The organism is Sandaracinus amylolyticus (assembly GCF_021631985.1).
Lineage (GTDB): Bacteria > Myxococcota_A > Polyangia > Polyangiales > Sandaracinaceae > Sandaracinus > Sandaracinus amylolyticus_A.
Window position 1 is genome coordinate 9,187,314 of record NZ_CP070225.1, and the last position, 21,904, is coordinate 9,209,217.

Consider the following 21,904-nt stretch of genomic DNA (forward strand, 5'->3'; position numbering starts at 1 on the left):
GCGCTCGCAGTCCGGAGCCTCGATCCCGCAGCGAAGTGACCATCGCCCCAGACGGGCGACGAGGATCGTAGGGTCCTCCTCGCTTCCGTCGCGCCCGAATATCCTCGCCGAATGGGCGCGATCATCTCGGTCGCCGACGACGCGGTGTGGATGTCGACCGGCAGTGCGGAAGCCATCCGCCTCGGCCTCGCCTCGTATCTCCGCGAGGGCGGCTGTGATCGCGACCCGCTCGGTGCGACGGTCATCGAGGCGCTCGAGCAGCTGTGGCCGGCCGATCTCTCCGACGACGTCGACGCCTACTGCGAGCCCGAGGTCCGCGCGCTGCTCGGCCCGGCGTGGCTCGCCCTCGCGCGCGACGTCGCGGCACCGAGCCCTCGGCTCGTCCGCGAGGTCTCGTGGGACCTCCTCTCGCGCGCGTGGCGAATCCAGTGGATCGCCAACCTCGTCCGAATCGCGCGCGCCTGGACCGGCGTCGACCTGACCGACGAGCTCGCCGCCGAATGGCCCGCCACCGAGCGCGCCCTCCTCGCCACGATGCTCGCCGAGACCGCGATCAGCCGCGCCTGGCGAACCTTCTACGCGCACCCCACCGAGCCGAACCGCGTCGTGCTCGAGGCCGCGCTCGACACCCAGCTCGAGCTCGCGCGCACCGCAGACCCGACGACGCTCGCATCGATCACGGCCCAGCACGCCCGCACCCGCCGCCACGCCGACGAGCGCACCGCGCGCCTCCGTTGATCACTCGCTACGCCACATCAGGCGACTCACGATGCGCGAAGCGCGAGTCCATCCGCGCGAGACTTCCCGAGCACTCCGAAGCCTCACCCCGCGCGGAGATCGTCAATCACCCGCAGCCTGAGCCGCGGCGACCCCCACCTCGAAGTCCACCGTCGTGTCGTGCCCCGTCGACACCGTCACCGGCCGACTCATCACGATCGGCGCCGAGTACACCGGCCGTCCCGACTCAGTCGCTCCGCTCGTCAGGAACCCCTCGTGCCACACCCGCACCACGTACTGTCCGGGCGGGATCCCCGTGAGCTGGAATCGCCCCTCGGCGTCGCTCACCGCGAAGTACGGATGCTCGAACGCGTGCACCCAGCCGAGCATCCACGGGTGACCCGCGTCGTCGACCACGCGCACCACGCCCGCGCGCTCGATCGTCACCTCGTGCGACGCACCCTGCTCGGGAAGGCCCTCCGAGAACCAGCTCCGCGGCGGACGCGCCCGCTCGAAGAAGCTCGCGTGCACGTTGTGCAGGATCGGCTCGTCGTTCCGCCACGTCACCTTCGCGCCGACCGGCACCGCGACCACGTGGGGCCGGAACCCGCAGTCCGCGATCGACACCACCACCGGCTCCGCCGGCACCTGCAGCGCGCGCCCGCGACGGATCCCCTCGAGCCACACCACCGTGCCGCTCACGCCGCCGCGTCGCGAGATCTCGATCGCCGGAGAGCGCTGCGTCTCACCACATCGCGCCGCGTGCATCGGCACCGCGATCTCGATCGGCTCGGGACGCGCGCCCGCCCACTGCACGCTCCCGGTGATCGTCCCGCCGTTGACGACCGCGATCGGCTCGTAGCTCGGCGGGCTCGGCGTCGTCGCACGACGTCCGTCGGTCGTGCGCGAGCCCTCGCCTGCTTCCTCGCGCTCTTCGTCGGAGCACCCGGTCGCGATCACTGCACAGAGCAGCAGCGACACGATCGTCCACAGCGCGCGGAGCAACGACCCCACGAGTCGCGCCTCAGCCTCGATTTCGCATGTGGCTCTGCTGCTCACGATCCGCCAAGAATCCGCGGCTTACGTCCTCGGACGCGCTGACGAGCGATCGTGTCGCTCGCGATGGGCGCCATCCGGATTCGACGCTTAGCACAAGCGCGCACGAGCGACGCAGTTCGTGCGTGCTCGCAGATGCGAAAAGTCGCGTCCGAGTCCGAGGCATTGCAGATCGTCGCGCTTTTCTCGAACATCGGCTCGAGCCGAACATGAGCACGCGCTTGCTTGATCGAATTCTCGACAGACCGTCGAGCCTCTTCTTCGCCTCGCTTCTCGCGATCTCGACCGCATTTCCAGCGCATTCGCATGCACAGGAAGGCGTGCCGATCACGACGTGCCCGGAGCTACGCGACGGGTGTCAGGAGTCGGATGTCGAGTTCCACTATCGCGAGGGGTTCTTCGACTCGTTCTCCTACGACACCGGATGGATCCCCTCGGGCTCACCGCTCCAGGTGCGATTCGCGATCGCCGGTGGTGGTGAGACGGAGATCGATCTCGCGGGACGCAGCATCGTGTGGTGGCCCGCGCCGCTCTCGATCGCGGTGCCCGGCACGCCGGGCACGGGGCGCCTCTCGATCGACTACGGCCTCGAGATCGTCGCGAAGGTGCGCTTCGACGTGACCGTCGCGGGCACGCGCTACACGTGGGAGGGCGACATCCCGCTCCCCGGGAACATCCCGCGCGATCTGCGCCTCGCGGCGATGGTGGGCTTCGACTCGATGCTCCTTCCGCCCCAGCTCCCGCGCCCGATCGCGATCACCGACATGACCTCGCCGTTCCGCTACGAGGTCGACATCACCGACTCGATCATCCCGCTCCCCGGCATCGGCGGCGGGCTGGTGGTCGACTTCCAGCCGCGCATGAGCGCGGCGTACCAGACCACGCGCATCGAGATCGGCGACGCCGCGCTCCCGATCGTCACCGAGGGTGGCTCGACGGTCGCGACCGCCGACGAGGGCGAGACCGGCTTCGGCGCCGCGAAGGACGTCGTCATCACCCCGGTCGGCGACCTCGACTACGACGGTGTCGTCGCGGTCGCGCCCGCGCTCTTCGTCGAGATCGCGGGGCGCCGCTTCGACCTCCCGATCACCACGCTCGACGTGCCGCTGCTCGACCTCGACCGCGAGATCCGCTTCCCGTCCGCGACCGTCCACGTCCCGCTGCCCGACCTTCGCCTCGAGCCGCGCCACGTCGACTTCGGCGAGGTCGAGCTCGGCCTCTCGGCGACCCAGCTGCTCGAGATCCGCAACGAGGGCGAGGCCGAGCTCCGCGTCACCCCGCGCGCGGCGCCCGAGCCCTTCGCGCTCGACACCGCCGCCGTGGTCGTTCCGCCGCACAGCTCGCGCAGCGTCGAGGTCGCGTTCGCCCCGGTCGAGATCGGCGAGGCGGCGGCGATGCTCTTCGTCGACAGCGACGATCCCGACGAGTCCACGGTGATCGTGCGGCTCGAGGGCATCGGGATCGCGGGCGCCGACGGCGGCTACGCCGGCGACGCCGGACGCCGCGGTGGGCCCGACACCGCCGGTGGCTGCGCGTGTCGCAGCGCGGGCACGGCAGGTGGCTCGCCCACCGGCGCGCTCGGCATCGCCGCGCTCGCGATGATCCTCGTCATCACCCGCCGCCGCCGCTGACACTTCCCCCGTTGCGTTCCTCCCGAGCTTCGGGCGACCAATTGGGGCGTGAAGCTGCCGCGCCGGATCTCTCGCTACGACGCCGAGAACGACCTGCTCTTCGTCGATGCCACCGGCATCAAGGCGAGCACGATCGAGATGGTGGACGCGATCTTCGACGAGCTCGACGAGCTCGCCGAGAAGTACCCCGGCCGCTACGCGATGATCTGCTGGAAGGACGTCGAGATCGGCAGCCCGGCGGTCGCGGCGCACTACGGCGCCCGCGCCGCGAAGTGGAACACGCGGCTCGCGGGCGCGGTGCGCTACGCTGCGAACGACCCGGTGCTGCGCTCGTACATCCGGACCGAGGCGCTCAAGCACCAGAAGACCGGCATGCGCTCGAACCTGTTCGAGACGTACGAGGAGGCGCTCCAGGCCGTCCGCGACATGCGCGAAGCCCGCAAGCGCGCCTGATCGCTCAACGCAGCGTCTTCACCGCCGCCGCGATCCGCCCGACTCCCGCCGAGATCAGCTCGCGCGACGTCGCGTAGCTCAGCCGCACGTAGCCCGGCGCGCCGAACGCCGATCCCGGCACCACCGCGCTCTTCGCCTCTTCGAGCATCCACGACGCGACCGCCACGTCGTCCGCGAGCACCGCGCCGTCCGCGGTCTTCCGCCCGATCAGGCCCTTCACGCTCGGGAACGCGTAGAACGCGCCTTCCGGAACGCGGCAGCTGATCCCCGCGATCCCATTGAGCCCGCTGACCATCAGATCGCGGCGCGCCTCGAACTCGCGCACCATCGCGTCGAGCTCGGCCTTGTCGCCCTGGAGCGCGGCGATCGTCGCGTGCTGCACGAAGGACGTCGGGTTCGTCGTCGACTGGCTCTGCACCATCTCGCACGCGTCGCAGAGCGCCTTGGGCGCGATCATCCAGCCCATGCGCCAGCCGGTCATCGCGTACGTCTTGCTCGCGCCGTCGACGATCACGAGCCGATCGCGCAGCTCCGGCGCGATGCTGAGCAGCGAGCGCTGCTGGAACCCGCCGTACACCAGCTGCGCGTAGATCTCGTCGACGATCACCCAGACGTTCGGGTGCTTCGCGAGGACCGCCGCGATCGCGCGGAGCTTGTCCTCGGAGTACGCGCCGCCCGTCGGGTTCGACGGCGAGCAGAGGATGAGGCCCTTCGTCTTGGGCCCGATCGCCTTCTCGAGCGCGTCCGGGCGCAGCAGGAACCCGTCCTCCTCGCGCGTCTCGACGATCTTCGGGGTCGCGCCGACGAGCAGCACCTGCTCCGGGTAGCTCACCCAGTAGGGCGCCGGGATGATCACCTCGTCGCCCGGCTCGAAGAGCGCGACCGCGAGGTTGTAGAGCGTGTGCTTCGCGCCGACCGAGCAGACGATGTCGTCGGCCCCCGGGCGCACGCCGCGGCGCTTCTCGCAGTCGTCCTGGATCGCCGTGATCAGCGGGGCGATGCCGCGGACCCGCGTGTACTTCGTCGCGCCCTTGTCGATCGCCGTCTTCGCCGCCTCGCGGATGTGCGCGGGCGTCGGGAAGTCCGGCTCGCCGACGCCGAAGGAGATCACGTCGATCCCCTGGGCGCGGAGGGCCGCAGCGCGGTCCGAGATGGCGATCGTCGCCGAGGGCTTGATGACCGAGAGGCGCGAAGCGAGGGACGGCATGGCGGGCTGCGCCTTATCACGTGACGCGTTGCGTCGCTAGGCGCGCCCTGCGGGAAACCCGGGTGGAACAAGAGGAAAAGCCGGGATGGTCGCCCCTCCCGGCTTCGCCTCACGAAACGGTCACTCAGCTGAGCGTGACGTCAGATCGGGCCGCCACCACCCTGCGCGGGAACGACCATGAAGACCTCGCGGCTGTCGACGACGCTGCGCGCGCGCCCGAGCGTCCGGATGGTCGCGCGGAACACCTGCGCGGTCGCGCCGCCGGGCTGGAAGTCGTTGTAGAAGTCGGCCTCGAACACGACGCGCGTGTCGGGCGCGACGTTGTAGAAGGTCGTCTCGTCGTGGCGGTCGTAGCCGGTGGGGGCGTTGGGGATGCCCCGGTTCGGGCGGATCGCCTTGATGAAGTCGGTCGTGTCGAAGCCCGCCGGCAGGCGCGTCTCGGTCGCGTCGGGCACGGTGTCGGTCGTGATGTCCTGGCGGCTCGATCCGATGATCTCGGTGAGCGCCTGCACGACCAGGTTCGAGGTCTCGCTCTGCTCGCCCTCGAACACCAGCGGCGTGGTGCCGTCGCCGCGGAACGAGCGGGTCGCGGTCGCGAGCGTGCGGTACTGGTCGGTGCCGTTCTGCGCGCCGACCGACACACCGACGAAGATCGCGCCCCGCGCGTTGAGCGCGCTGACGAGCTGATCGAAGAGCGGCACCGCGCCGACGCTCGGGTAGTAGTTCCCCTGGCCGGGGCCGTTGTTCATCGTCGCGTCGGACATCAGCACGATGATCGGCACGCGCCCCTCGACGAAGCATCCCCAGCCGTACGGCCGCGGGTCGTCGGGACCGACGCCGGGGCAGTCGACGAGCGTGTTCACCATGCGCGTCGGGGTCTTCGGCGGGTTCGGGTGCGCCGGTCCGTTCGTCGGCGTGGAGCTGCCGCCCTGGTAGCGGGCGAACGCGGTCCCCTCGATCAGCGCGTACATCGCCGGGACCTGCGACTCGGGCTCGAGGCCGCCCGAGTGGGCTCGCAGGTTCGACGTCGCCGCCTGCGCGACCGACGGGTCGGGGCTCAGGTTGCTGAAGATCGTGAGCGCTCCGACGTAGTTGTCGCCGCCCTCCGCGAAGTCGCCGTGCGCCGCCATCGCGTAGCGCGCGTCACCGTCGGCGCCGAGCGCCGCGTCGATCCCCGGGATGATCGTGCTCGAGAGCTCGCTCTGGACGTCGCTGATCGTGCCGCTCATCGAGCCCGTCGTGTCGACGAGGAACACGACGTCGGCCGAGCGCAGGCGCGTCTGGAACTCGAACTCGCGGCGCGGGTGCTCGCCCTCGGGCCCCGTCGGCGGGTGGTAGGGCACCGTCACGTAGAGCGTCCCCTCGGGCGGCACGCTCGAGCCGTCGGTCGGGCTCGAGCCCGCCGCGGTCTCGGTGAGGTCGTCGATGCCGTCGCCGTCGGAGTCGGGGCGCGTCGCGTCGGTGCCGGCCATGCGCTCTTCGCGGTCGGTCAGACCGTCGTTGTCGCTGTCGGTGTCGAACGCGTTCGGGATGCCGTCGAGGTCCGAGTCGGTCGGCGCGCAGACGTTGCCGCTCGTCGTCTCCGCCGAGTCGAGAATCCCGTCGCCGTCCGAGTCGTCGTCGAGGTGATTCGACGTCCCGTCGCCGTCGGTGTCGCTCGTCGTGCCTTCACGCGCGTCGGCGATGTCATCGCCGTCGGTGTCGGTGTCGTCGTCGCACCCGCTGACGAAGCCGTCTGGCAGGCCGAGGCCGCCGCCGTCTCCGCGGCGGCCGCCGCCGCCGTTGTCGGGGCCGGATCGCCCTGGAGTGCACCCCGTTCCGACCGCCCCCGCGAGCGCGAGCGCGGCTCCGATGATCAGCATCCTCCTCATCGCTCGCTCCTTTCGCTCGCCGTTCCCAGCACCGACTCCATGATCGCCTCCACCTTCGGCGTGCCGGTCAACCCGGCCTGAAATCGTCGTTCGCGGGCACCACCACGTAGACCTGACGGGTGTCGAGGATCGCGGTGCCCTCGGCGCGCACGTCGACGAACGCGACGTGCACCTCCGAGCGCGCGCCGCCCGGGCGCGTCTCGTTCCGGAACGTGATGCGAAACGTGATCCGCGTGCCCGGGACCACGTCGAGGAAGCGCGCGTCGTCGAGCCCGCCGACCGCGTCCTCGTGCGCGACGCCCTCGGGCGCGCTCCAGCACGTGCTCGCGCCCGCGCGGCACGCCGGGACGCGCGCCCCGACGAACGCCCGCGCGTCGACGCCGGCCTCGTCGCCGGGGTCGTCACGCACCACCGTGTCGACGTCGACGGGGACTCGGGTCGCCAGCCGCTCGACCGCCGACGCGACCGTCGTGGCGAAGGTGGCCAGATCGGCGGATCCCGGCAGGTCGTACACCAGCGGGCGCCCCTCGACGTCGACCGAGCCCGTCGCCTCGGCGGTCCGTCGCAAGAAGAAGCAGGGTGCGTACCCCGATGCGTCGGGCGTCGTCTCGCACGCGACCGTCGACGTGTTCACGCCGATCAGCTTCGCGCTCCGTGCGTTCATCGCGCCGATCGCCGCGTCCCAGCTCGCCGGCGCGGGCGTGACCGCGTCGTAGGTGCCGCACGCGATCGACTCGCCCTCCGGCCCGTTGCGCGCGCAGGTGTCGGTGAAGAGCACGATCACCGGCAGCGACGCGTCGCGGAAGCAGGGCGCGCCCCACGTCGTCTCGAGGCAGTCGCCCGCGTAGCTCGGCATCGAATACGAGGTCTCGTCGCCATCGCTGCGGCGGTAGGTCCAGGTCTCGCGCTCGCCGGTCACGACGCGAAGCAGGGCCTCGGTCTGCGCCTCCGGCGGATCGCCGCCACCCGCGGCCTCCATCGCGACGAACGCATCGCGCAGCGCATCGGCGCCCCGCCGATCGCGCATCCCCATCGCGAGCCGCAGCGGCTCGTCGCCGATGCCGCCGTGTCCCGCGAACGGGAAGTCGCGCAGCTCGCCGCCGCCGAACCACGCCTCGGGGATCGTCCGCGTGATGCGATCGACGAGCCCGGTGTCGGTGGTCGCGATCGTCTCGCGCACCTGGGCGAGGGTCGGGCCCATCGACGCGGTGGTGTCGACCAGGAAGAACACGTCGGCGCGCCGGATCGAGGTGCCGAACTCGAGGTCGCGCGTCGTCGACTCACCCTGCGCGAGCACGACGTAGAAGTGCTGCGGCGGGATCGTGCACGACGCGCTGGTCGCGCATCCGCAGTCGACGCCCCCGGGGCAGTTCACGCCCTCGTACGCGCCCTCGACGAGATCGCTCTGGCCGTCGTCGTCGCTGTCGACGTCGCAGGGGTCGGTGCCGAGCGCGAGCTCCTCGCCGTCGGCGAGCCCGTCGTCGTCGCGATCGAGGTCCGCGTAGTCGGCGACGCCGTCGGGCGGGCTCTCGGCGGCACAGATCGCGGGAGGCGTCGCGACATCGCCGTCACCCGCCTCGTCGGCGTCGGGCACGCCGTCGTCGTCCGCGTCGAGGTCGCGGAAGTTCGGCTCGCCGTCGAGATCGGCGTCGCGGGCGCCCTCGTGCGCGTCGGCGATCGTGTCGCCGTCGCTGTCGAGATCGAGGAAGTCGGGCGTGCCGTCGCGGTCGGTGTCGATCGGCGCGGTGTCGCAGCGCGTGTCGCCCGCCTCGATCGCGTCCTCGACGTCGTCTCCGTCGGCGTCGCGATCGGCGCGGCTCTCCACGCCGTCGCCGTCGGGGTCGCCGTCCCCCTCGTCGAGATCGCCGATCCCATCGCCGTCGCGGTCGTCCCCGGGCCCGCAGGGCGACCATGCGTCGTCACCGCCGTCGCCGCCCGGGCTCGCCCCCCGCGTACACCCCGTCCCGCCGACCAGGCTGGCCGCGAGCGAGATGACTGCGAGCTGACGACTCCAAGCCATTCGATCACTCCGTGCGGCGAGCGAGCGGAGAGCGATCAACCAGGTTGAGAAAAACATCAGTGCGCCGACGAGCGACACCGACGCCCCCGCGCACAGGGAAGGAATCAGCATAGGTGGCGTACCGCGAGCATCGCAAGACAAGCGGTCCGCTCGGGGGCGTGCGCCCCCGAACGAGATCGGATTCGCGCAGCAGTGCACGAAGCGTGCGCGAATTCCTCGACGCTCTCGCGGCATCGTCGATCCGCGATGTGAAGGGTGCGAACGTTGACAGGCGTCAGGAGTTGGCCTAACACCGGCCGCGTTCGACCAGGCTAGATCCGCCCGCCGTCGTGAGGACGGGCGATCCGGGGGCGACCCCAGACGTCCGAGCCCGAGAGCGGAATTTCCCGGGAGAGCGCGCCCGCCCGAGGCGGGCGCCATACGGAGGATCGGAGATGAAGATGCTGCATCGGGGGCTCACCGTCGCGACGGGCGCCTTGTTCGCGTTGATCGGTGGGGCTGCCGTGGTGGGCTGTGGCCCAAGCTACCCGAACTGCGACAACGACGAGCAGTGCCACGAAGGCGAGTTCTGCGTGAACGGTCGCTGCCAGGACTGCCGTGACGACAGCCACTGCCCGCGTGGGCAGCAGTGCGACGAAGGCGCTTGTGCGCCGATCCCGGGCTGGTGCGACACCGACGCGCAGTGCCCCGCGGACCAGGAGTGCGTCAACAACCGCTGCCAGCCGCGTCCGGTCGTCAGCGAGGCGCAGCCCGAGCCGGAGCCCGGCCCCTGCCAGCTCACGCCGGTCTACTTCGCGTTCGACGACAGCACGCTCGACGAGACGGCGCGCAACGCGCTGCAGACGAACGTCAGCTGCATGACCGAGCGGAACATCCAGAACGTGATGATCACCGGCATGACCGATCCGCGCGGCACCGAGGAGTACAACATGGCGCTCGGCGATCGCCGTGCGCGCTCCACGCGTGACCACCTGCAGCGCCTCGGCGTCGAGCGCCGTCGCATGCAGACGCGCTCGGTGGGCGAGGAGCAGGCGACCGGCTACGACGAGGGTAGCTGGGGCCGCGACCGCCGCGCCGAGCTCGGCGAGCGCTGATTCCGACGCGCTCTCGCACGATGCACCAGCGAGCGAGAAGACTGCCCGCGCTGAGGCCGACCCTGATCGGGGTGGGCCTCGCCGCGGGCAGCGCGCTTCTGAGCGCGTGCTGGGCGACCACCGAGCGCTTCGATCGGCTCGCGGCGCGGGTCGAGTCGCTGGAGACGCGATCGGCCGCCCTCGAGACCGACGTGGGCTCGCAGGTCGAGCACGCGAAGACGAAGGTCGCGGAGCTGGAGCAGGTGCTCGAGCGGGCGACCCAGGTCGTCACGCGTGCGAGCGCCGACACCGGCGCGCAGGTCGAGGCGCTGCAGGAGCAGATCGCGCGTCAGGAAGGCGCGATCGCCGAGCTCCAGCACGAGCTGTCGCGGGTCCAGGAACAGTTCCGCGAGCAGCAGACCGACTACGAGAACCGGATGAAGAAGCTGGCGCGACGCGCCGGCATCGACATGCCGCTCGAAGAGACGGAGATCCCCGCGGATCGCGAGCAGCACTGGCAGGCAGCGCTGCGGGCGGTGGAGGCGCGCGACTTCTCGACGGCGCGAGCGCTCTATCGCGCGTACGTCACGCGCTACCACGACGACGCGAGGGCCGACGACGCGCAGCTCGCGATCGGTCGCTCGTACCTGACCGAAGATCGCCCCGCGACCGCGCTCGGAGAGCTGCGCCGCGTGATCAGCGACTTCCAGCAGGGCGACGCGGTCCCCGCCGCGCTGCTCGCGATGGGCGACGCGTTCTATCGCCTGCACGCGTGCGGCGAGGCGCGCACCGCGCTCGACACGCTGATCCGCGCCCATCCCCGCAGCCCGCAGGCCGCGGAAGCGCGGACGAAGCTACGCGAGATCCAGCGCGCACCGAGCGGCTACTGCACGTCCTGAGCGGGGCGCGCCGCTCGTCTCGCCGAGCTCGTCCGACCCAACCGGGCCTTACTGCAGCGCCGCCGCGTCCCGCATCAACGCATCGAGCCCGTCCTGATCGGTCGGGTACAACCCGCGCAGCATCCCGTCGCGATCGACGAGCATCAGATCGCCGCTGTGCAGGATGTCGTAGCCGCCCTCGACCTCGCGGCGCGCACCGATCGGACGGCGGAAGCCCTCCTCGATCGTCCGGCGCACCCGCTGCGGCTCGCCGGTGAGGAACGACCAGCTCCGTAGATCCGCGCGGTACTGCTCGGCGTACGCGCGCATCCGCTCCGGCGTGTCGGTCTCGGGATCGACGGTGATCGTCACCAGGCGCACCGCGTCGCCCCGCTCCGCGAGGCGACGCTGCAGGTTCGCCATCTGGCTCGTCAGCATCGGACAGATCGACGTGCAGCTCGTGAACGCGAACCCCGCGATCCACACCTGCCCGCGCAGCTGCTCGCTGCCGAACGCGCGCCCGTCCTGATCGACGAGCTCGAACGGCGCGATCGGCATCAGCACCTCGGGCTCGCTCGACGGCCGCGACCGCACGAACAGCGCGATCGCCATCGCCGCGACCAGCGCCCATCCGACGCCGCCGACGATCAGCCGCGTCCTCCGCGTCACGTTCGCCTCTCAGCGCGCGGCGACGTCGATCGCGAGCGCGGCGAAGAGCAGCGGCAGGTACACCAGCGACGCGAAGAACACCGCGCGCGCCCACCGATGCGACGCCTCGCGATCCTGCTCCGCGATGCGCAGCCCGCGGATGCACATCACCGCGAACACCACGCCGGCGAGGCCCACCACCGCCAGGTAGATCGTGCCCGCGATGCCGAGCGGCACGAGCATCAGGCTCACCGGCACCAGCGCGCCCGCGTACATCGCCGCGTGCAGCTTCGTCCGCGACACGCCGCGCACCGCCGGCATCACCTTGATCCCGGCGCGCGTGTACTCGCCCTGGCGGAACATCGCGATCGCGAGGAAGTGCGGGAGCTGCCAGAGGAACAGGATGCCGAAGAGCACGATGCCGGGCGCCTCGAGCGACCCGGTCGCCGCGGTCCAGCCCATCAGCGGCGGCATCGCGCCGGGCACCGAGCCGACCAGCAGCGCCGCGGGGCTGACCTGCTTCATCGGCGTGTAGATCCACACGTACGAGACCAGCGCGATCGCCGCGAGCAGCCCGGTCAGCGGGTTCACCGCGAGCGCGAGCAGCGGCACCGAGAACGCACCGAGCGCCAGGCCGAAGCGCAGCGCGACGTGCGGCGCCATGCGCCCCGCTGGCAGCGGGCGACGCTTGGTGCGCGCCATGTGCTTGTCGCTCTCGCGCTCCATCCAGCAGTTGAGCGCGTTCGCGCTCGACACGACGGCCGCGGTCCCGATCAGCGTCGCCGCGATCGCGAGGAACGTCATCCGACCGGGCGCGAGCCAGAGCCCCCCCGCGGTCGTGATGAGCACCATCAGCGTGATGCGCGGCTTCGTCAGCGCGACGAGATCACGGAGCAGCGAGCTGCGGCCCGTCGGATCGCTCGCACCAGCAGCATCGTGCGTGGCTTGCATCGTTCGTCGGTGGAGCCCGTCGAGGCCGAGAAATCCGGCGCGAGGGCGCGCGTAGTTAGCAGCCAGCCCCGCGATCCGTCAACCGAAAGTGGGGGCGTTTCGCCGCGCCGACAAGAGCGCGCCGACCCCTGTTTTCCGCACCGCGTTCGCCGAGCAAAGCGCTCGACACGATCTCGACGCGCCGAGCTACCGCAGCCAGATCGCGAGGACCAGCGCGACGGTGCCGACCAGCGCCAGCAGCGTCCCCAGCCCCAGCACGATCCACGGAGCCCGCGACGCGGGCGCCGGCGGGTGCGCGACCGGCGCCGGCGCTTGCATCGGCTGCGCGGCGAAGCCCGCGTGCTGCGACGCCTGGTGCGGCGGCGAGTACTGGGCGTACGACGCCTGCTGCGGGTGCGGATGCGCCTGCTGCGGATGCGGATACGCGGACTGCGCCGGCGGCGGCGCCGAGGGCGGCGCGACCTGCGCCGGCGGCTGCGGTGCCGGGTAGGGCGACGGGTTGAACCCCATCTGCGTCGCCTGGTAGCCCGCGGGGCCTCCGCCGGTCATCCCGCCGCCCGCGTTCGCGTAGCCGCCGTACGACGGCTCGGGCGACGGCGCGGGCACCGAGCGCGGCCGCGCCAGGACGTCCTTCAGCGCGTTCGCCAGCTCGTTCGCGGTCTGGAAGCGCTGCGCCGGATCCTTCGCCAGCGACTTCGCGATCGCCTCCCAGAGCCCTCCCGGGAACTCTCGGTTGGGCGCGCGGCGCTGCAGCGGCAGCGGCGGCTCCTTGATGTGCTTCTGGATGAACTCCATCGGCTGCGCCGCGTCGAACGGCAGCTTCCCGGTCAGGAGCTCGTAGAGGATCACGCCCAGCGAGTAGATGTCGGAGCGGCCGTCGAGCTTCTCGCCGCGCGCCTGCTCGGGCGACATGAACTCCGGCGTCCCGAAGACCATGCCCTCCTGGGTCAGGATCAGCGAGCCGGGGCGCATCTCGCGCTCGGTCACCTTCGCGAGCCCGAAGTCGAGCACCTTCGGGAAGTCCGCGATGCCGCCCAGGTTCGTGAGGAAGATGTTCTCGGGCTTGAGGTCGCGGTGGACGATGCCCTTGCTGTGCGCTTCCTCGAGCGCGCCGCAGACCTGCACCATGATGTGGATCGCGCGCGCCGCGTCCATCGGGCCTTCCGCGCGCACCGTCTGCGCGAGGTTGCGGCCCTCGAGGTACTCCATCGCGAAGTAACACGCGCCGTCCTCGAGCTGGCCGTAGAGGAAGACCTTCGCGGTGTTGGGGTGCGCGAGGTGGCTCATCGCGCGCGCTTCGCGGCGGAAGCGCGAGACCAGATCCGGGCGCGACAGATATCGCGGGTGGAGGATCTTGATCGCGACGAAGCGCCGCATGTCGGGCTGCTCCGCCTTGTAGACCGCGCCCATGCCGCCCGACCCGATCTTCTCGAGGATTCGGAACTGGTTCGCGATCTCGCGCCCGAGGTTCGGGTCCGCCACGGGCGCGAGCATACCACTCGCGAGCGAAAGGCGAGGACGAACCGGATCGTGCCGCGTGTAGACTCGCGCCGCGTGCCCGAGGCGACGCCGTTTCCCTTCGATCGACTGCCCCGCGTCACGCGCTCCGAGGCGCGCGCGCTGCGGCGCTGCGCGCGACGGCTGCCCATCGCGCAGCTCGCGGAAGCGGCGGCATCGGCGAGCGAGTGGCTGGGCACGTCGCCCTCGTTCGAGCCGCTGCCGATCGAGGCGTGGGCGCCGGGGACGCTGGCGGCGGTCCTGATCGATCCACTGTGCGCGGTGATCGCCGAGCCTGCGTCGCCGCTCGGGGCGCGGATCGCGATCGAGATCGAGCCGCGGGTCGCCGCGGCGATCGTCGAGCGGGTGCTCGGTGGCGGCGACGACGCGCCGCCCCACCCCGGCGCGCTGACCGAGGCGGAGCGGGGCGTGCTCGCGTACGCGATCGCGCGCGCCCTCGGGCCGGCGGCGGCCGGTGCGCTGCGGATCGCGACCGTGGTGACGACGCCCGAGGCAGTGCTGCTCGCGCTCGGCGATCGCGGGGGCGTCTGTTGGCCGCTGCGGGCGCGGCTCGCGGGGCACGCCGGGATCGTGCGGGTGTGGATCCCCGACGCGTTCCTCGCGCGCACCGAGCTCGCCTCGGCACCGGCTCCCCACGCTGCCGCGCTCGGCGCGCTCGACGCGACGATCGTGATCGAGGGCGGCCGCGCGAGCCTGGGCGCCCGCGACGTCGTGGGCCTGGCCGAGGGCGACGTGGTCATCCTCGACGACGCGAGCGCGGTCCCGAGCGCGAGCGGGCTCGCGGGCGAGGTGATCGCGCGGGTGCGACGCGGCGCGACGCGCTGGCGCTGCGTGCTCGAGGGCGCGGGAGGAGATGCGACGAGGGTCGTCGTGCGCGCGATCGAGCCGCACCCGCCGGTCGGCCGTCGCCGCGAGGAGGAGATCGAGATGGCGCAGGAGGAAGGCGGCGCGACGTCGCGGATGCTCGAGGCGGTGGGCGATGCGCCGGTGGAGCTCGTGGTCGAGCTGGCGCGCTTCGAGATGCCGCTCGCGGAGATCGCGGCGCTGCGCCCGGGCGAGGTGCTCGCGACCGGGCGGGCGCTCGGGGAGCGGGTGGTGCTGCGGGCGGGCGAGCGCACCATCGCGCTCGGCGAGCTGGTGGAGATCGAGGGCGAGATCGGCGTCCGGGTGCTCTCGCTGGGGTGAGCGAGGGCTGGCCGTAGCGCGGGCGCTACCCTCGCTCTGCAAAGTGAGGAGTGGGTTTTGGGCCGGGGTTACCCCGACCCTGCACGGTTAGGATCGCCCTGCGTGCCCGCGGATGTATCACTCGTAGAACGAAACCCCGACCTGGGGCGAGACCCACAGCACGGGATCGCGGAACGCGTCGAGCCCGAGCGCGCCTTCGACCGACACTCCGAGCTCCATCGCGACCCACGGCGCGAACATCAGCTGCACGCCCGCCAGCACCCGTCCGTAGGCGGTGACGCCGAGCCCGGCGTCGAGCTCCGCGAGGAGCACGCCCGCCGCGATCCCGAACGAGGGCGCGACCATCTCGCCCACGTCGATCGTCCACCGCGCCTCCACGGCGCCCCGGTACATCGCGAGCGAGCGCGAGTTGTCGGATGCGTGGGCGCTCACCCCGCCGGTCACCCCGAGCGAGATCCCTCCCGAGAGCTCGAACCCGACCCGCCCGTCGATGCCGCCGCCCACCGGGAAGGGGTCGAGCGCGCGCCCGTTGGTCTCGATCACGTCGGTCGCCAGGATCGGCACGATCAGCGTGAGGCCCCAGGTGACCCCCCGGCCGCGCGCGATCGGGCGCTGGGGCGGTGGCTCGGGCGCCGGCTCGGCGAGCGCCGGCGTCGACGCGCTCGTGTCGAGCGGCGCGGTCGTGGTCGGCTCGGGCGGGGCCGTCTCCTCGAGGCTTGTCTCCTCGAGGACCGTCTCCTCGGGCGCCGTCTCTTCCGGCGCGACGTCCTGCGCGCGCACCTCACTGGCGGCGATCGCGATCACGATCGCCGCCAGTGCTCCCAGTCTGTTCGCGTTCATCCGCCGAGCTTCCGGACGGTGGCGTCGACGAACGAGATCGCGACGCGCCGCTGCTGCGGCGAGAGCTCCGAGCTGCACTCGATGACGACGCGCGCCCGCGCCAGGAACGCGAGCGCGTCGCCCACGTCGCACGCATCGGGGAGCGCCGCGATGTCCGCGGTCAGCTTCGCCTGCACCGCGGGGACCGCCGCGAGCGCGGCCGCCGCGCGATGGACCGCGCGGCTCGCCTCGATGCGCTGCAGCAGGGCCGCGCGCACCTGGGTGTCACAGACCAGGTGACGCACCGGCTCGCCGGCGTCGCGCTCGTCCGGGGAGACGGGCTCACCACACCGCGCGCATGCGGGATCCCCCTGACGCGCCCGTGGCGGAGGTGGAAGACGATCCGGCCAGCCCGGTCCTTTGCGCACGATGCCGACCATCGTCGTCAGCATACGCCCCTCCACCGGTTCTCGAAACGACGTAGCGTTCGCGCTCTGCTGCATCGCGATCATCCCCCGACTCGGACGAGCTTGCCGGGGTTCATCACCCCCTTGGGGTCGAGCTTCGCCTTCGCGGCGGAGAGCACGTCGATGCCGAGCGCGCCCTTCTCCGCGGGCAGCCAGTGCGCGTGGTCGATGCCCACGCCGTGGTGATGGCTGATCGTGCCGCCCTGCTCGCTGATCGCGCGCGACGCGGCCTCCTTGATCGCCTTCCACTGCGCGAGCTCGCTCTCGAGCCCGCTCGAGACGTCGCGCGCGAACACGAACGTGAAGTAGAGGCTCGCGCCGTCGAGGTACGAGTGCGAGACGTGCGCCATCACCACGCCGCCGCCGGCGACGCTCTTCATCGCGCCTCCGAGCGCCTCGCGCACCGCGCGATAGAGCCGCGGCACGTTCGCCCACTCGGTGCTGGTCTCGAGCGTGTCCACGCCGACGCCGTGGTCCATCATCGGGTCGCGCAGGTACGGCATCTCGAAGCGCCGCTTCCACCACGCCTTGCCCGGGCTCTCGCCGACGAAGAGCCCGCCGGCGCGGGTCGCGATCGCGAACGCGCGACGGAACCCCTCGCGCACCTGGCGCTGGCCGCCCTCGAACGCGACCATCATCACGCACTTGTCGGCGAAGCCCGCGTAGGAGAGCGCCTTCTCCGCGATCTTCGAGGCGCCGCCGTGGGGCTCGATGACGTTGCGGAACTCGCCGAAGAAGCGGGTCTCGTCGGCGTCGCTGAGGCGGATCATCGCGGCGCCGACCTCGCCCTGCACCAGCGCGCGCACCGCGGCCGCGCCGGTCTCGAAGTCGCGGAAGACGAACGCCGCGATGCGCCGCGACTCGGCGACCGGATGGATCTTCACCGTCGCCTCGGTGATCACGCCGAGCGTGCCCTCCGAGCCCGCGACGAGGTGGTTCAGGTTCGGGCCCGCCGCCGACGCGGGGAACGCGAGGGTGCGCCACTCGCCGCGCGGGGTCGCGACCTTCGCCGCGACGAGGAGCTTGTCGGCGGTGCCGTAACGATTGCTCAGCTGCCCGGCGCCGCGCGCCGCGATCCAACCGCCGAGCGTCGAGTACTCGAAGGACTGGGGGAAGTGCCCGACCGTGAACCCGCGCGCCGCGAGCTCCTCCTCGAGCACCGGGCCGTAGATGCCGCTCTGTGCGGTCGCGGTGTGCGAGACCGGATCGACCTCGAGCACCTGATCCATGCGCGTCGTGTCGAGGGTCACGACGCCGACGTGCCCGTCCGCGCCCCGCGCCTCGACGCCGCCGACCACGCTCGAGCCGCCGCCGAAGGGCACCACCGCGACGTCGTTCTTCTCGCAGAACGAGAGCAGCGTGAGCACCTCGGCCGCGCTCTCCGGGTACACGACCGCGTCGGGCGCATGACGCAGATCACCGCGCCGCAGCCGCACGAGGTCGTGATAGCTGCGGCCGAGCGCGTGGAACGCGCGCTCGTACGCGTCGGTGCGCACACGATCGGGCGAGAGCACGCCCCCGAGCCCCTGCACGATCGCGGGTGAGAGCCGGATCGCGGGCAGATCGATCTGATCGAGCGGTGTGGGCGGCGTCGATGGAAGCGCGTCCGCGCCCACCGCCTGCCGCACGAACTCCCAGACCTCGCGATCGCGCCCCTTCGTCTCGAAGGTCACCTCGCGCGATCCCCATCCGTTCCAGCGAAGTCGCTCTCGTGCGTAGCGCATCGATCCTCTCGGTCCTCTCGGGGGCGGGCGATCAGCCCGGGTCGTGCTTCTCGTTCGACGCAGGCAGCGCGGGCGGCGCGCTCACGCGCTCGGCTCGCAGTGCCTCGGCTCTCCTCCTCGCGACCTCGACGACCCGCGCGAGAGGGATCTGCGCGGGACAGAGTCGCTCGATCCGCGCGAGATCGCCACGTTCGAGCTGCGCGAGCGGGCGCACCAGCGCATCCCAGTCGGGCAGAGAGCGGGTGTGGGCGAGCACGACGTCGCTGGGCGCGCGCATCGTGTTGCGCGCGACGTTGGTGAAGTCGCCGAAGTGCGCGTCGCAGATCCCGCACGCGATGCAGCGCGAGAGCGAGGCGACGACCTCTTGCTCCTCGCGCGCGAGCTCGAAGAGCCCCTCGCGCCCGTAGCTCTCCTTGAAGCGCAGGAGGCCTCGCGCCGGAAGAAAAGCCCGCGCGACGAGCCGCACCGCGAAGTGCCATCCGAGCCGCAAGAACGAGACCGGCGTCACGGGCGCCGAAGGTGCCGGTGGGGCATGCTTGACGCAAGAGGGCCCTGACCTAGAGTCGGGGTTCTCTGAAGTCAGAGTGACAACGTTCTTGAGCGTCTCGGCTGTCGTCCGGCGAATGGTTCGGCGAGCGCGGACGAGATGGACGCCAAGGAGACACAATCACATGAACGCGTTCCCGCGCTCCTCGAAGGCCGCCTCCTCCGTCGTTCGTTACTCGGAGGCCAACGTGCCGACCGAGTACGGGACGTTCCGCGTGGTGGTCTACCGAGAAGACCTCGGCCGCAACGGGTTCCACGATCACGTCGCGGTGGTGAAAGGCGACGTGCGCGGTGACGACGTGCTCGTGCGCGTCCACAGCGAGTGCATGACCGGCGAGGTCCTGCACTCGATGAAGTGCGACTGCCGCGAGCAGCTCGACCTCGGCCTGCGTCGCATCGCGGAAGAGGGTCGGGGCGCGGTGTTCTACCTGCGCCAGGAGGGCCGCGGCATCGGCCTCGGCGACAAGATCCGCGCGTACGCGCTGCAGGAGCGCGGGGTCGACACCGTCGACGCCAACCGCATGCTCGGCCTGCCCGACGACTCGCGCCGCTACGACGTGGCCGCGTTCATGTGCGCCGACCTCGGGATCCACTCGGTCGTGCTGCTGACGAACAACCCGCTCAAGGTGCAGGCGCTGCGCGCGGAGGGCGTGCCGGTGGCGCGTCGCGTGAGCGCGTTCGTCGAGCCGAACGAGCACAACCGCGGGTACCTGATCGCGAAGACGCGGCGCATGGGCCACCACCTCGATCTCGCGACGCTGGTCGCGGGCGATCACGTGGGCCCGATCGAGCCGATGATGACCGAGACCGCCGACGGCGAGCCGATCGCGCCCGACGGCGAGCCGAAGCTCCGCCCGCTGCGCTGATCAGTTCGCGGCGCCCGATCCGCTGGGCGTCGCGAGCCGCGCGAGGAGCGTCACCAGCGCATCGCCGACCCGCGCGATGCGCCGGGGCACGCTCGTGGTCTCGAGGATCTCCTGGCGCGCGTTCGCCTCGTGGATCCAGCGATCGGCGATGCGATCGGCGACGCTGCTGGGCGTTCCGACGAGCTGCGGCGGAGGCACGAGCCCGCGCTTCTCGAGCGCGGAGAGCGACGACGCGATCGCGAGCACGGGCTCGAGCGCGCGGCGCAGCGCGTCCTCGTCGCGATCGTCGTCATCGTCGATCACGGTCGCGCTCGCGACGCGATAGGGGCGCTCGAGATCGCTGCGCTCGTCGAGCCGAACCCGCGCGATGCCGTGCAGCACGAGATCGTGGGTGCCGTCGTGGTTGCGCCGATGCGCGACGATGCGCCCCGCGCCCGCGATCGTGCGGATCGGCGGGCGCCCTTCGTAGTCGCGCTCCCAGCCCGGCACGAGCATCGCCATCGCGATCGCGCGCGGCCCGTGCGAGATGCAGTCGCTCACCATCGCGCGGTAGCGCGGCTCGAACACGTGGAGCGGCATCACGCCGCCCGGCAGCAGCACCACGCGCGGCAGCGGGAAGATCGGCAGCGCCTCGAGCTCCTCGGGCTCGAAGGGCGCGAGATCAACGTCCGAGGGATCCTGCGCCACCATCTGCTCCGGAGACCGCGATCGCCGCGAGCAGCTCCTGCCGCGCCGACGCATCCGCCGCCATCACGCCTGCGTACGCCGTGGTCACGGCGCGTGATCCGTGGCGCCGCCCGCCGCGCACCGTCATGCACGTCGGCACGAGATCGACCACCGCCCCGGCGCCGCGCGCGCCGAGGTGCGTGACGAGCGCATCGACGACGCGCTGGCCGAGGTCCTCCTGGAGGATGAGCCGCCGGGCGTAGCAGTCGACGAGCCGCGCGATCGCGCCGAGCCCGACGACCTTGTCGCCCGGCAGATAGCCGACGTGCACCACGCCGCTCGCGGGGAGCAGGTGATGCGGGCACATCGCGGTCGTCGCGATGCCGGTGACCACCACGAGCCCGCTCGCGCTCGAGCTCGTCGCCTCGGCGAGGATCGCCGCGGGATCGAGCGAGTAGCCCTCGAGCAGATCGCGGGCGAACGCCTCGGCGACGCGACGCCCGGTCTCGCTCAGCTCGGGGTCGCTCGAGACCGGTACACCGAGCGCGTCGAGGAACGCTTCGACCGCCCGCGCCGCGCGATCGAGGTCCGCGGGCTTCCGCGTCATTCGCGGCCGGAGCCCCAGAGCAGGCGCATCGCGCGCGGCAGATCGGGACGCGCCATCACGTCGCATCCGCCGCACTGCTTCTTGAAGTCCGGCGCCTCGCAATTCTCGCACTCGCGGATCGTCGCGACCATGCACGCGAGCTCTTCGCGCAGCCGCCGCAGCACCGCGATCTTGCGCTGCATGCACTCGATCTGCGCCTCGAGGACGTCCGCCATCTCCTTGCTCGCCGCCTCGGCATTGTCGAAGCGGTGCTTGAGCTCGAAGAGCGCCTTGATGTCCTGCAGCGAGAGCCCGGCCTCGCGCAGGTCCATGATCAGCTGGAGCTTGAGGAGTTGCTCCGGGCTGTACATGCGGTGGCCGCCCTCACTGCGCGCCACCGGCTCGATGAGGCCCGCTTCCTCGTAGAAGCGCACGGTGCGGATCGTCGTCTCGCAGCCTCGCGCCATGTCACCGCTCGAGAGCGGCAGCCCGCAGGGGTCGGTCTTCACGGGGGGCGCCTCGAGGACGGCCTTCGCTTCGATCATGGACTTCGCATCGGGGAAGGGTTTCCCGTCGACGACGCTCGGCGGGCCGGCGCTGGCCTTCGAGCCGCAGCCACCGCCGCCACCGGTACATCCCCCGCAGCCGCCCTTCTCGGGGCGCTGCGCGTCGATGCGGGCAGGAACGGGGGCAGCCCCGCCGGGCGGGTCGGAAGCGGTCACCGAGCTGGAATCCGTTTCACTGGGCTCGGTCAACTTGTGAGTGCGCTCGGGCAAGAGGCTGCTCCCGGGCCGCTGCGGAAGGCGGGTCCGATGCGTCGAAAACCCCGGCTCGGTATAGGGATCTCGCCTCCACGGTGTCAAGGCGACGAGAAGCGCGCAACGCGGTCTCGATGGTGCCGATGACGCAGCTCGTGGGCCGCCCTCCGGACGTGGCCTGCTGGAGGAGACGATGACGGCACGACAGGAACGTGGGGCTCGGCGCGCTTGCGAGCGCGCACGACGTTTGATTACTCTGCGCGG

21 protein-coding genes are annotated in these 21,904 nt (G+C 71.6%); 7 read left to right on the top strand and 14 right to left on the bottom strand.

The genetic code is table 11. From position 1 onward, the window contains the following. The first annotated feature begins 111 nt into the window (after positions 1 to 111). Positions 112 to 738 carry a hypothetical protein gene (locus tag I5071_RS39010; protein ID WP_236518470.1) on the top strand — a complete coding sequence of 209 codons (627 nt, stop codon included), beginning with the start codon at positions 112 to 114 and terminating at the stop codon, positions 736 to 738. Between the two features lie 102 nt (positions 739 to 840). On the opposite strand, the gene I5071_RS39015 is transcribed toward I5071_RS39010, so the two are convergent. Next, positions 841 to 1,731 carry a carboxypeptidase regulatory-like domain-containing protein gene (locus I5071_RS39015; RefSeq protein ID WP_236518471.1) on the bottom strand — a complete coding sequence of 297 codons (891 nt, stop codon included), beginning with the start codon at positions 1,729 to 1,731 and terminating at the stop codon, positions 841 to 843. A gap of 362 nt (positions 1,732 to 2,093) precedes the next feature. Between I5071_RS39015 and I5071_RS39020 the strand changes: the two genes are divergently transcribed. Further along, positions 2,094 to 3,404 (top strand): choice-of-anchor D domain-containing protein, encoded by a 1,311-nt coding sequence (locus I5071_RS39020; RefSeq protein WP_236518472.1) that lies wholly within the window; start codon positions 2,094 to 2,096, stop codon positions 3,402 to 3,404. A 48-nt stretch (positions 3,405 to 3,452) separates the two neighbouring features. Beyond that, on the top strand, positions 3,453 to 3,857 hold the full coding sequence (locus I5071_RS39025; RefSeq protein WP_236518473.1) for a hypothetical protein: 405 nt from the start codon (positions 3,453 to 3,455) through the stop codon (positions 3,855 to 3,857). A 4-nt stretch (positions 3,858 to 3,861) separates the two neighbouring features. Here I5071_RS39025 and I5071_RS39030 read toward each other — a convergent pair whose 3' ends face one another. The 3 genes from I5071_RS39030 to I5071_RS39040 all read right to left on the bottom strand — a co-directional run bounded on the left by I5071_RS39030 (position 3,862) and on the right by I5071_RS39040 (position 8,955). Continuing rightward, positions 3,862 to 5,064 (bottom strand): pyridoxal phosphate-dependent aminotransferase, encoded by a 1,203-nt coding sequence (locus I5071_RS39030; protein WP_236518474.1) that lies wholly within the window; start codon positions 5,062 to 5,064, stop codon positions 3,862 to 3,864. A 140-nt stretch (positions 5,065 to 5,204) separates the two neighbouring features. Then, positions 5,205 to 6,935, bottom strand: a complete 1,731-nt coding sequence (locus I5071_RS39035; protein ID WP_236518475.1) for an MSCRAMM family adhesin SdrC — start codon at positions 6,933 to 6,935, stop codon at positions 5,205 to 5,207. A 67-nt stretch (positions 6,936 to 7,002) separates the two neighbouring features. Continuing rightward, positions 7,003 to 8,955 carry an MSCRAMM family adhesin SdrC gene (locus I5071_RS39040; RefSeq protein WP_236518476.1) on the bottom strand — a complete coding sequence of 651 codons (1,953 nt, stop codon included), beginning with the start codon at positions 8,953 to 8,955 and terminating at the stop codon, positions 7,003 to 7,005. A 434-nt stretch (positions 8,956 to 9,389) separates the two neighbouring features. Here I5071_RS39040 and I5071_RS39045 point away from each other — a divergent pair, with 434 nt between their 5' ends. Both I5071_RS39045 and I5071_RS39050 read left to right on the top strand, forming a co-directional pair. Further along, positions 9,390 to 10,049 carry an OmpA family protein gene (locus I5071_RS39045; RefSeq protein WP_236518477.1) on the top strand — a complete coding sequence of 220 codons (660 nt, stop codon included), beginning with the start codon at positions 9,390 to 9,392 and terminating at the stop codon, positions 10,047 to 10,049. A 20-nt stretch (positions 10,050 to 10,069) separates the two neighbouring features. Then, positions 10,070 to 10,927 (top strand): tetratricopeptide repeat protein, encoded by an 858-nt coding sequence (locus I5071_RS39050; protein ID WP_236518478.1) that lies wholly within the window; start codon positions 10,070 to 10,072, stop codon positions 10,925 to 10,927. A gap of 48 nt (positions 10,928 to 10,975) precedes the next feature. On the opposite strand, the gene I5071_RS39055 is transcribed toward I5071_RS39050, so the two are convergent. From I5071_RS39055 to I5071_RS39065, 3 genes are all read right to left on the bottom strand, one after another. Continuing rightward, the gene (locus I5071_RS39055) at positions 10,976 to 11,575 is read right to left on the bottom strand and encodes an SCO family protein (RefSeq protein ID WP_236518479.1); all 600 of its coding nucleotides are present in this window, start codon (positions 11,573 to 11,575) and stop codon (positions 10,976 to 10,978) included. A gap of 9 nt (positions 11,576 to 11,584) precedes the next feature. After that, positions 11,585 to 12,505, bottom strand: coding sequence for a heme o synthase (gene cyoE / locus I5071_RS39060; RefSeq protein WP_236518480.1), 921 nt, complete (start codon positions 12,503 to 12,505; stop codon positions 11,585 to 11,587). Positions 12,506 to 12,691: 186 nt separating this feature from the next. Next, a complete protein-coding gene (locus tag I5071_RS39065; RefSeq protein ID WP_236518481.1) occupies positions 12,692 to 13,987 on the bottom strand; it encodes a serine/threonine-protein kinase in 1,296 nt (431 codons plus the stop codon). Positions 13,988 to 14,059: 72 nt separating this feature from the next. Between I5071_RS39065 and I5071_RS39070 the strand changes: the two genes are divergently transcribed. Next, positions 14,060 to 15,208, top strand: coding sequence for a FliM/FliN family flagellar motor switch protein (locus I5071_RS39070; protein ID WP_236518482.1), 1,149 nt, complete (start codon positions 14,060 to 14,062; stop codon positions 15,206 to 15,208). 117 nt (positions 15,209 to 15,325) lie between these two features. On the opposite strand, the gene I5071_RS39075 is transcribed toward I5071_RS39070, so the two are convergent. The 4 genes from I5071_RS39075 to I5071_RS39090 all read right to left on the bottom strand — a co-directional run bounded on the left by I5071_RS39075 (position 15,326) and on the right by I5071_RS39090 (position 18,726). Further along, positions 15,326 to 16,048 (bottom strand): hypothetical protein, encoded by a 723-nt coding sequence (locus I5071_RS39075; protein ID WP_236518483.1) that lies wholly within the window; start codon positions 16,046 to 16,048, stop codon positions 15,326 to 15,328. Next, on the bottom strand, positions 16,045 to 16,467 hold the full coding sequence (locus tag I5071_RS39080; protein WP_236518484.1) for a hypothetical protein: 423 nt from the start codon (positions 16,465 to 16,467) through the stop codon (positions 16,045 to 16,047). The genes I5071_RS39075 and I5071_RS39080 overlap by 4 nt, the downstream gene beginning before the upstream one ends. Positions 16,468 to 16,535: 68 nt before the next feature. Next, positions 16,536 to 18,218, bottom strand: a complete 1,683-nt coding sequence (locus I5071_RS39085; RefSeq protein WP_236518485.1) for an FAD-binding oxidoreductase — start codon at positions 18,216 to 18,218, stop codon at positions 16,536 to 16,538. 31 nt (positions 18,219 to 18,249) lie between these two features. Next, the gene (locus I5071_RS39090; protein WP_236518486.1) at positions 18,250 to 18,726 is read right to left on the bottom strand and encodes a hypothetical protein; all 477 of its coding nucleotides are present in this window, start codon (positions 18,724 to 18,726) and stop codon (positions 18,250 to 18,252) included. Between the two features lie 163 nt (positions 18,727 to 18,889). On the opposite strand from I5071_RS39090, the gene ribA reads away from it, so the two are divergent. Beyond that, entirely contained in the window at positions 18,890 to 19,630 is a 741-nt protein-coding gene (gene ribA / locus I5071_RS39095) for a GTP cyclohydrolase II (RefSeq protein WP_236518487.1), read from the top strand. On the opposite strand, the gene I5071_RS39100 is transcribed toward ribA, so the two are convergent. Genes I5071_RS39100 through I5071_RS39110 form a run of 3 tightly spaced genes read right to left on the bottom strand, consistent with a single transcriptional unit; the run spans position 19,631 to position 21,604 of the window. Continuing rightward, on the bottom strand, positions 19,631 to 20,320 hold the full coding sequence (locus tag I5071_RS39100; RefSeq protein WP_236518488.1) for an LON peptidase substrate-binding domain-containing protein: 690 nt from the start codon (positions 20,318 to 20,320) through the stop codon (positions 19,631 to 19,633). It lies immediately after the preceding gene. Then, positions 20,292 to 20,903, bottom strand: a complete 612-nt coding sequence (gene folE / locus I5071_RS39105; protein WP_236518489.1) for a GTP cyclohydrolase I — start codon at positions 20,901 to 20,903, stop codon at positions 20,292 to 20,294. The genes I5071_RS39100 and folE overlap by 29 nt, the downstream gene beginning before the upstream one ends. Beyond that, the gene (locus I5071_RS39110) at positions 20,900 to 21,604 is read right to left on the bottom strand and encodes a MerR family transcriptional regulator (RefSeq protein WP_236518490.1); all 705 of its coding nucleotides are present in this window, start codon (positions 21,602 to 21,604) and stop codon (positions 20,900 to 20,902) included. The genes folE and I5071_RS39110 overlap by 4 nt, the downstream gene beginning before the upstream one ends. Positions 21,605 to 21,904: the final 300 nt, after the last annotated feature.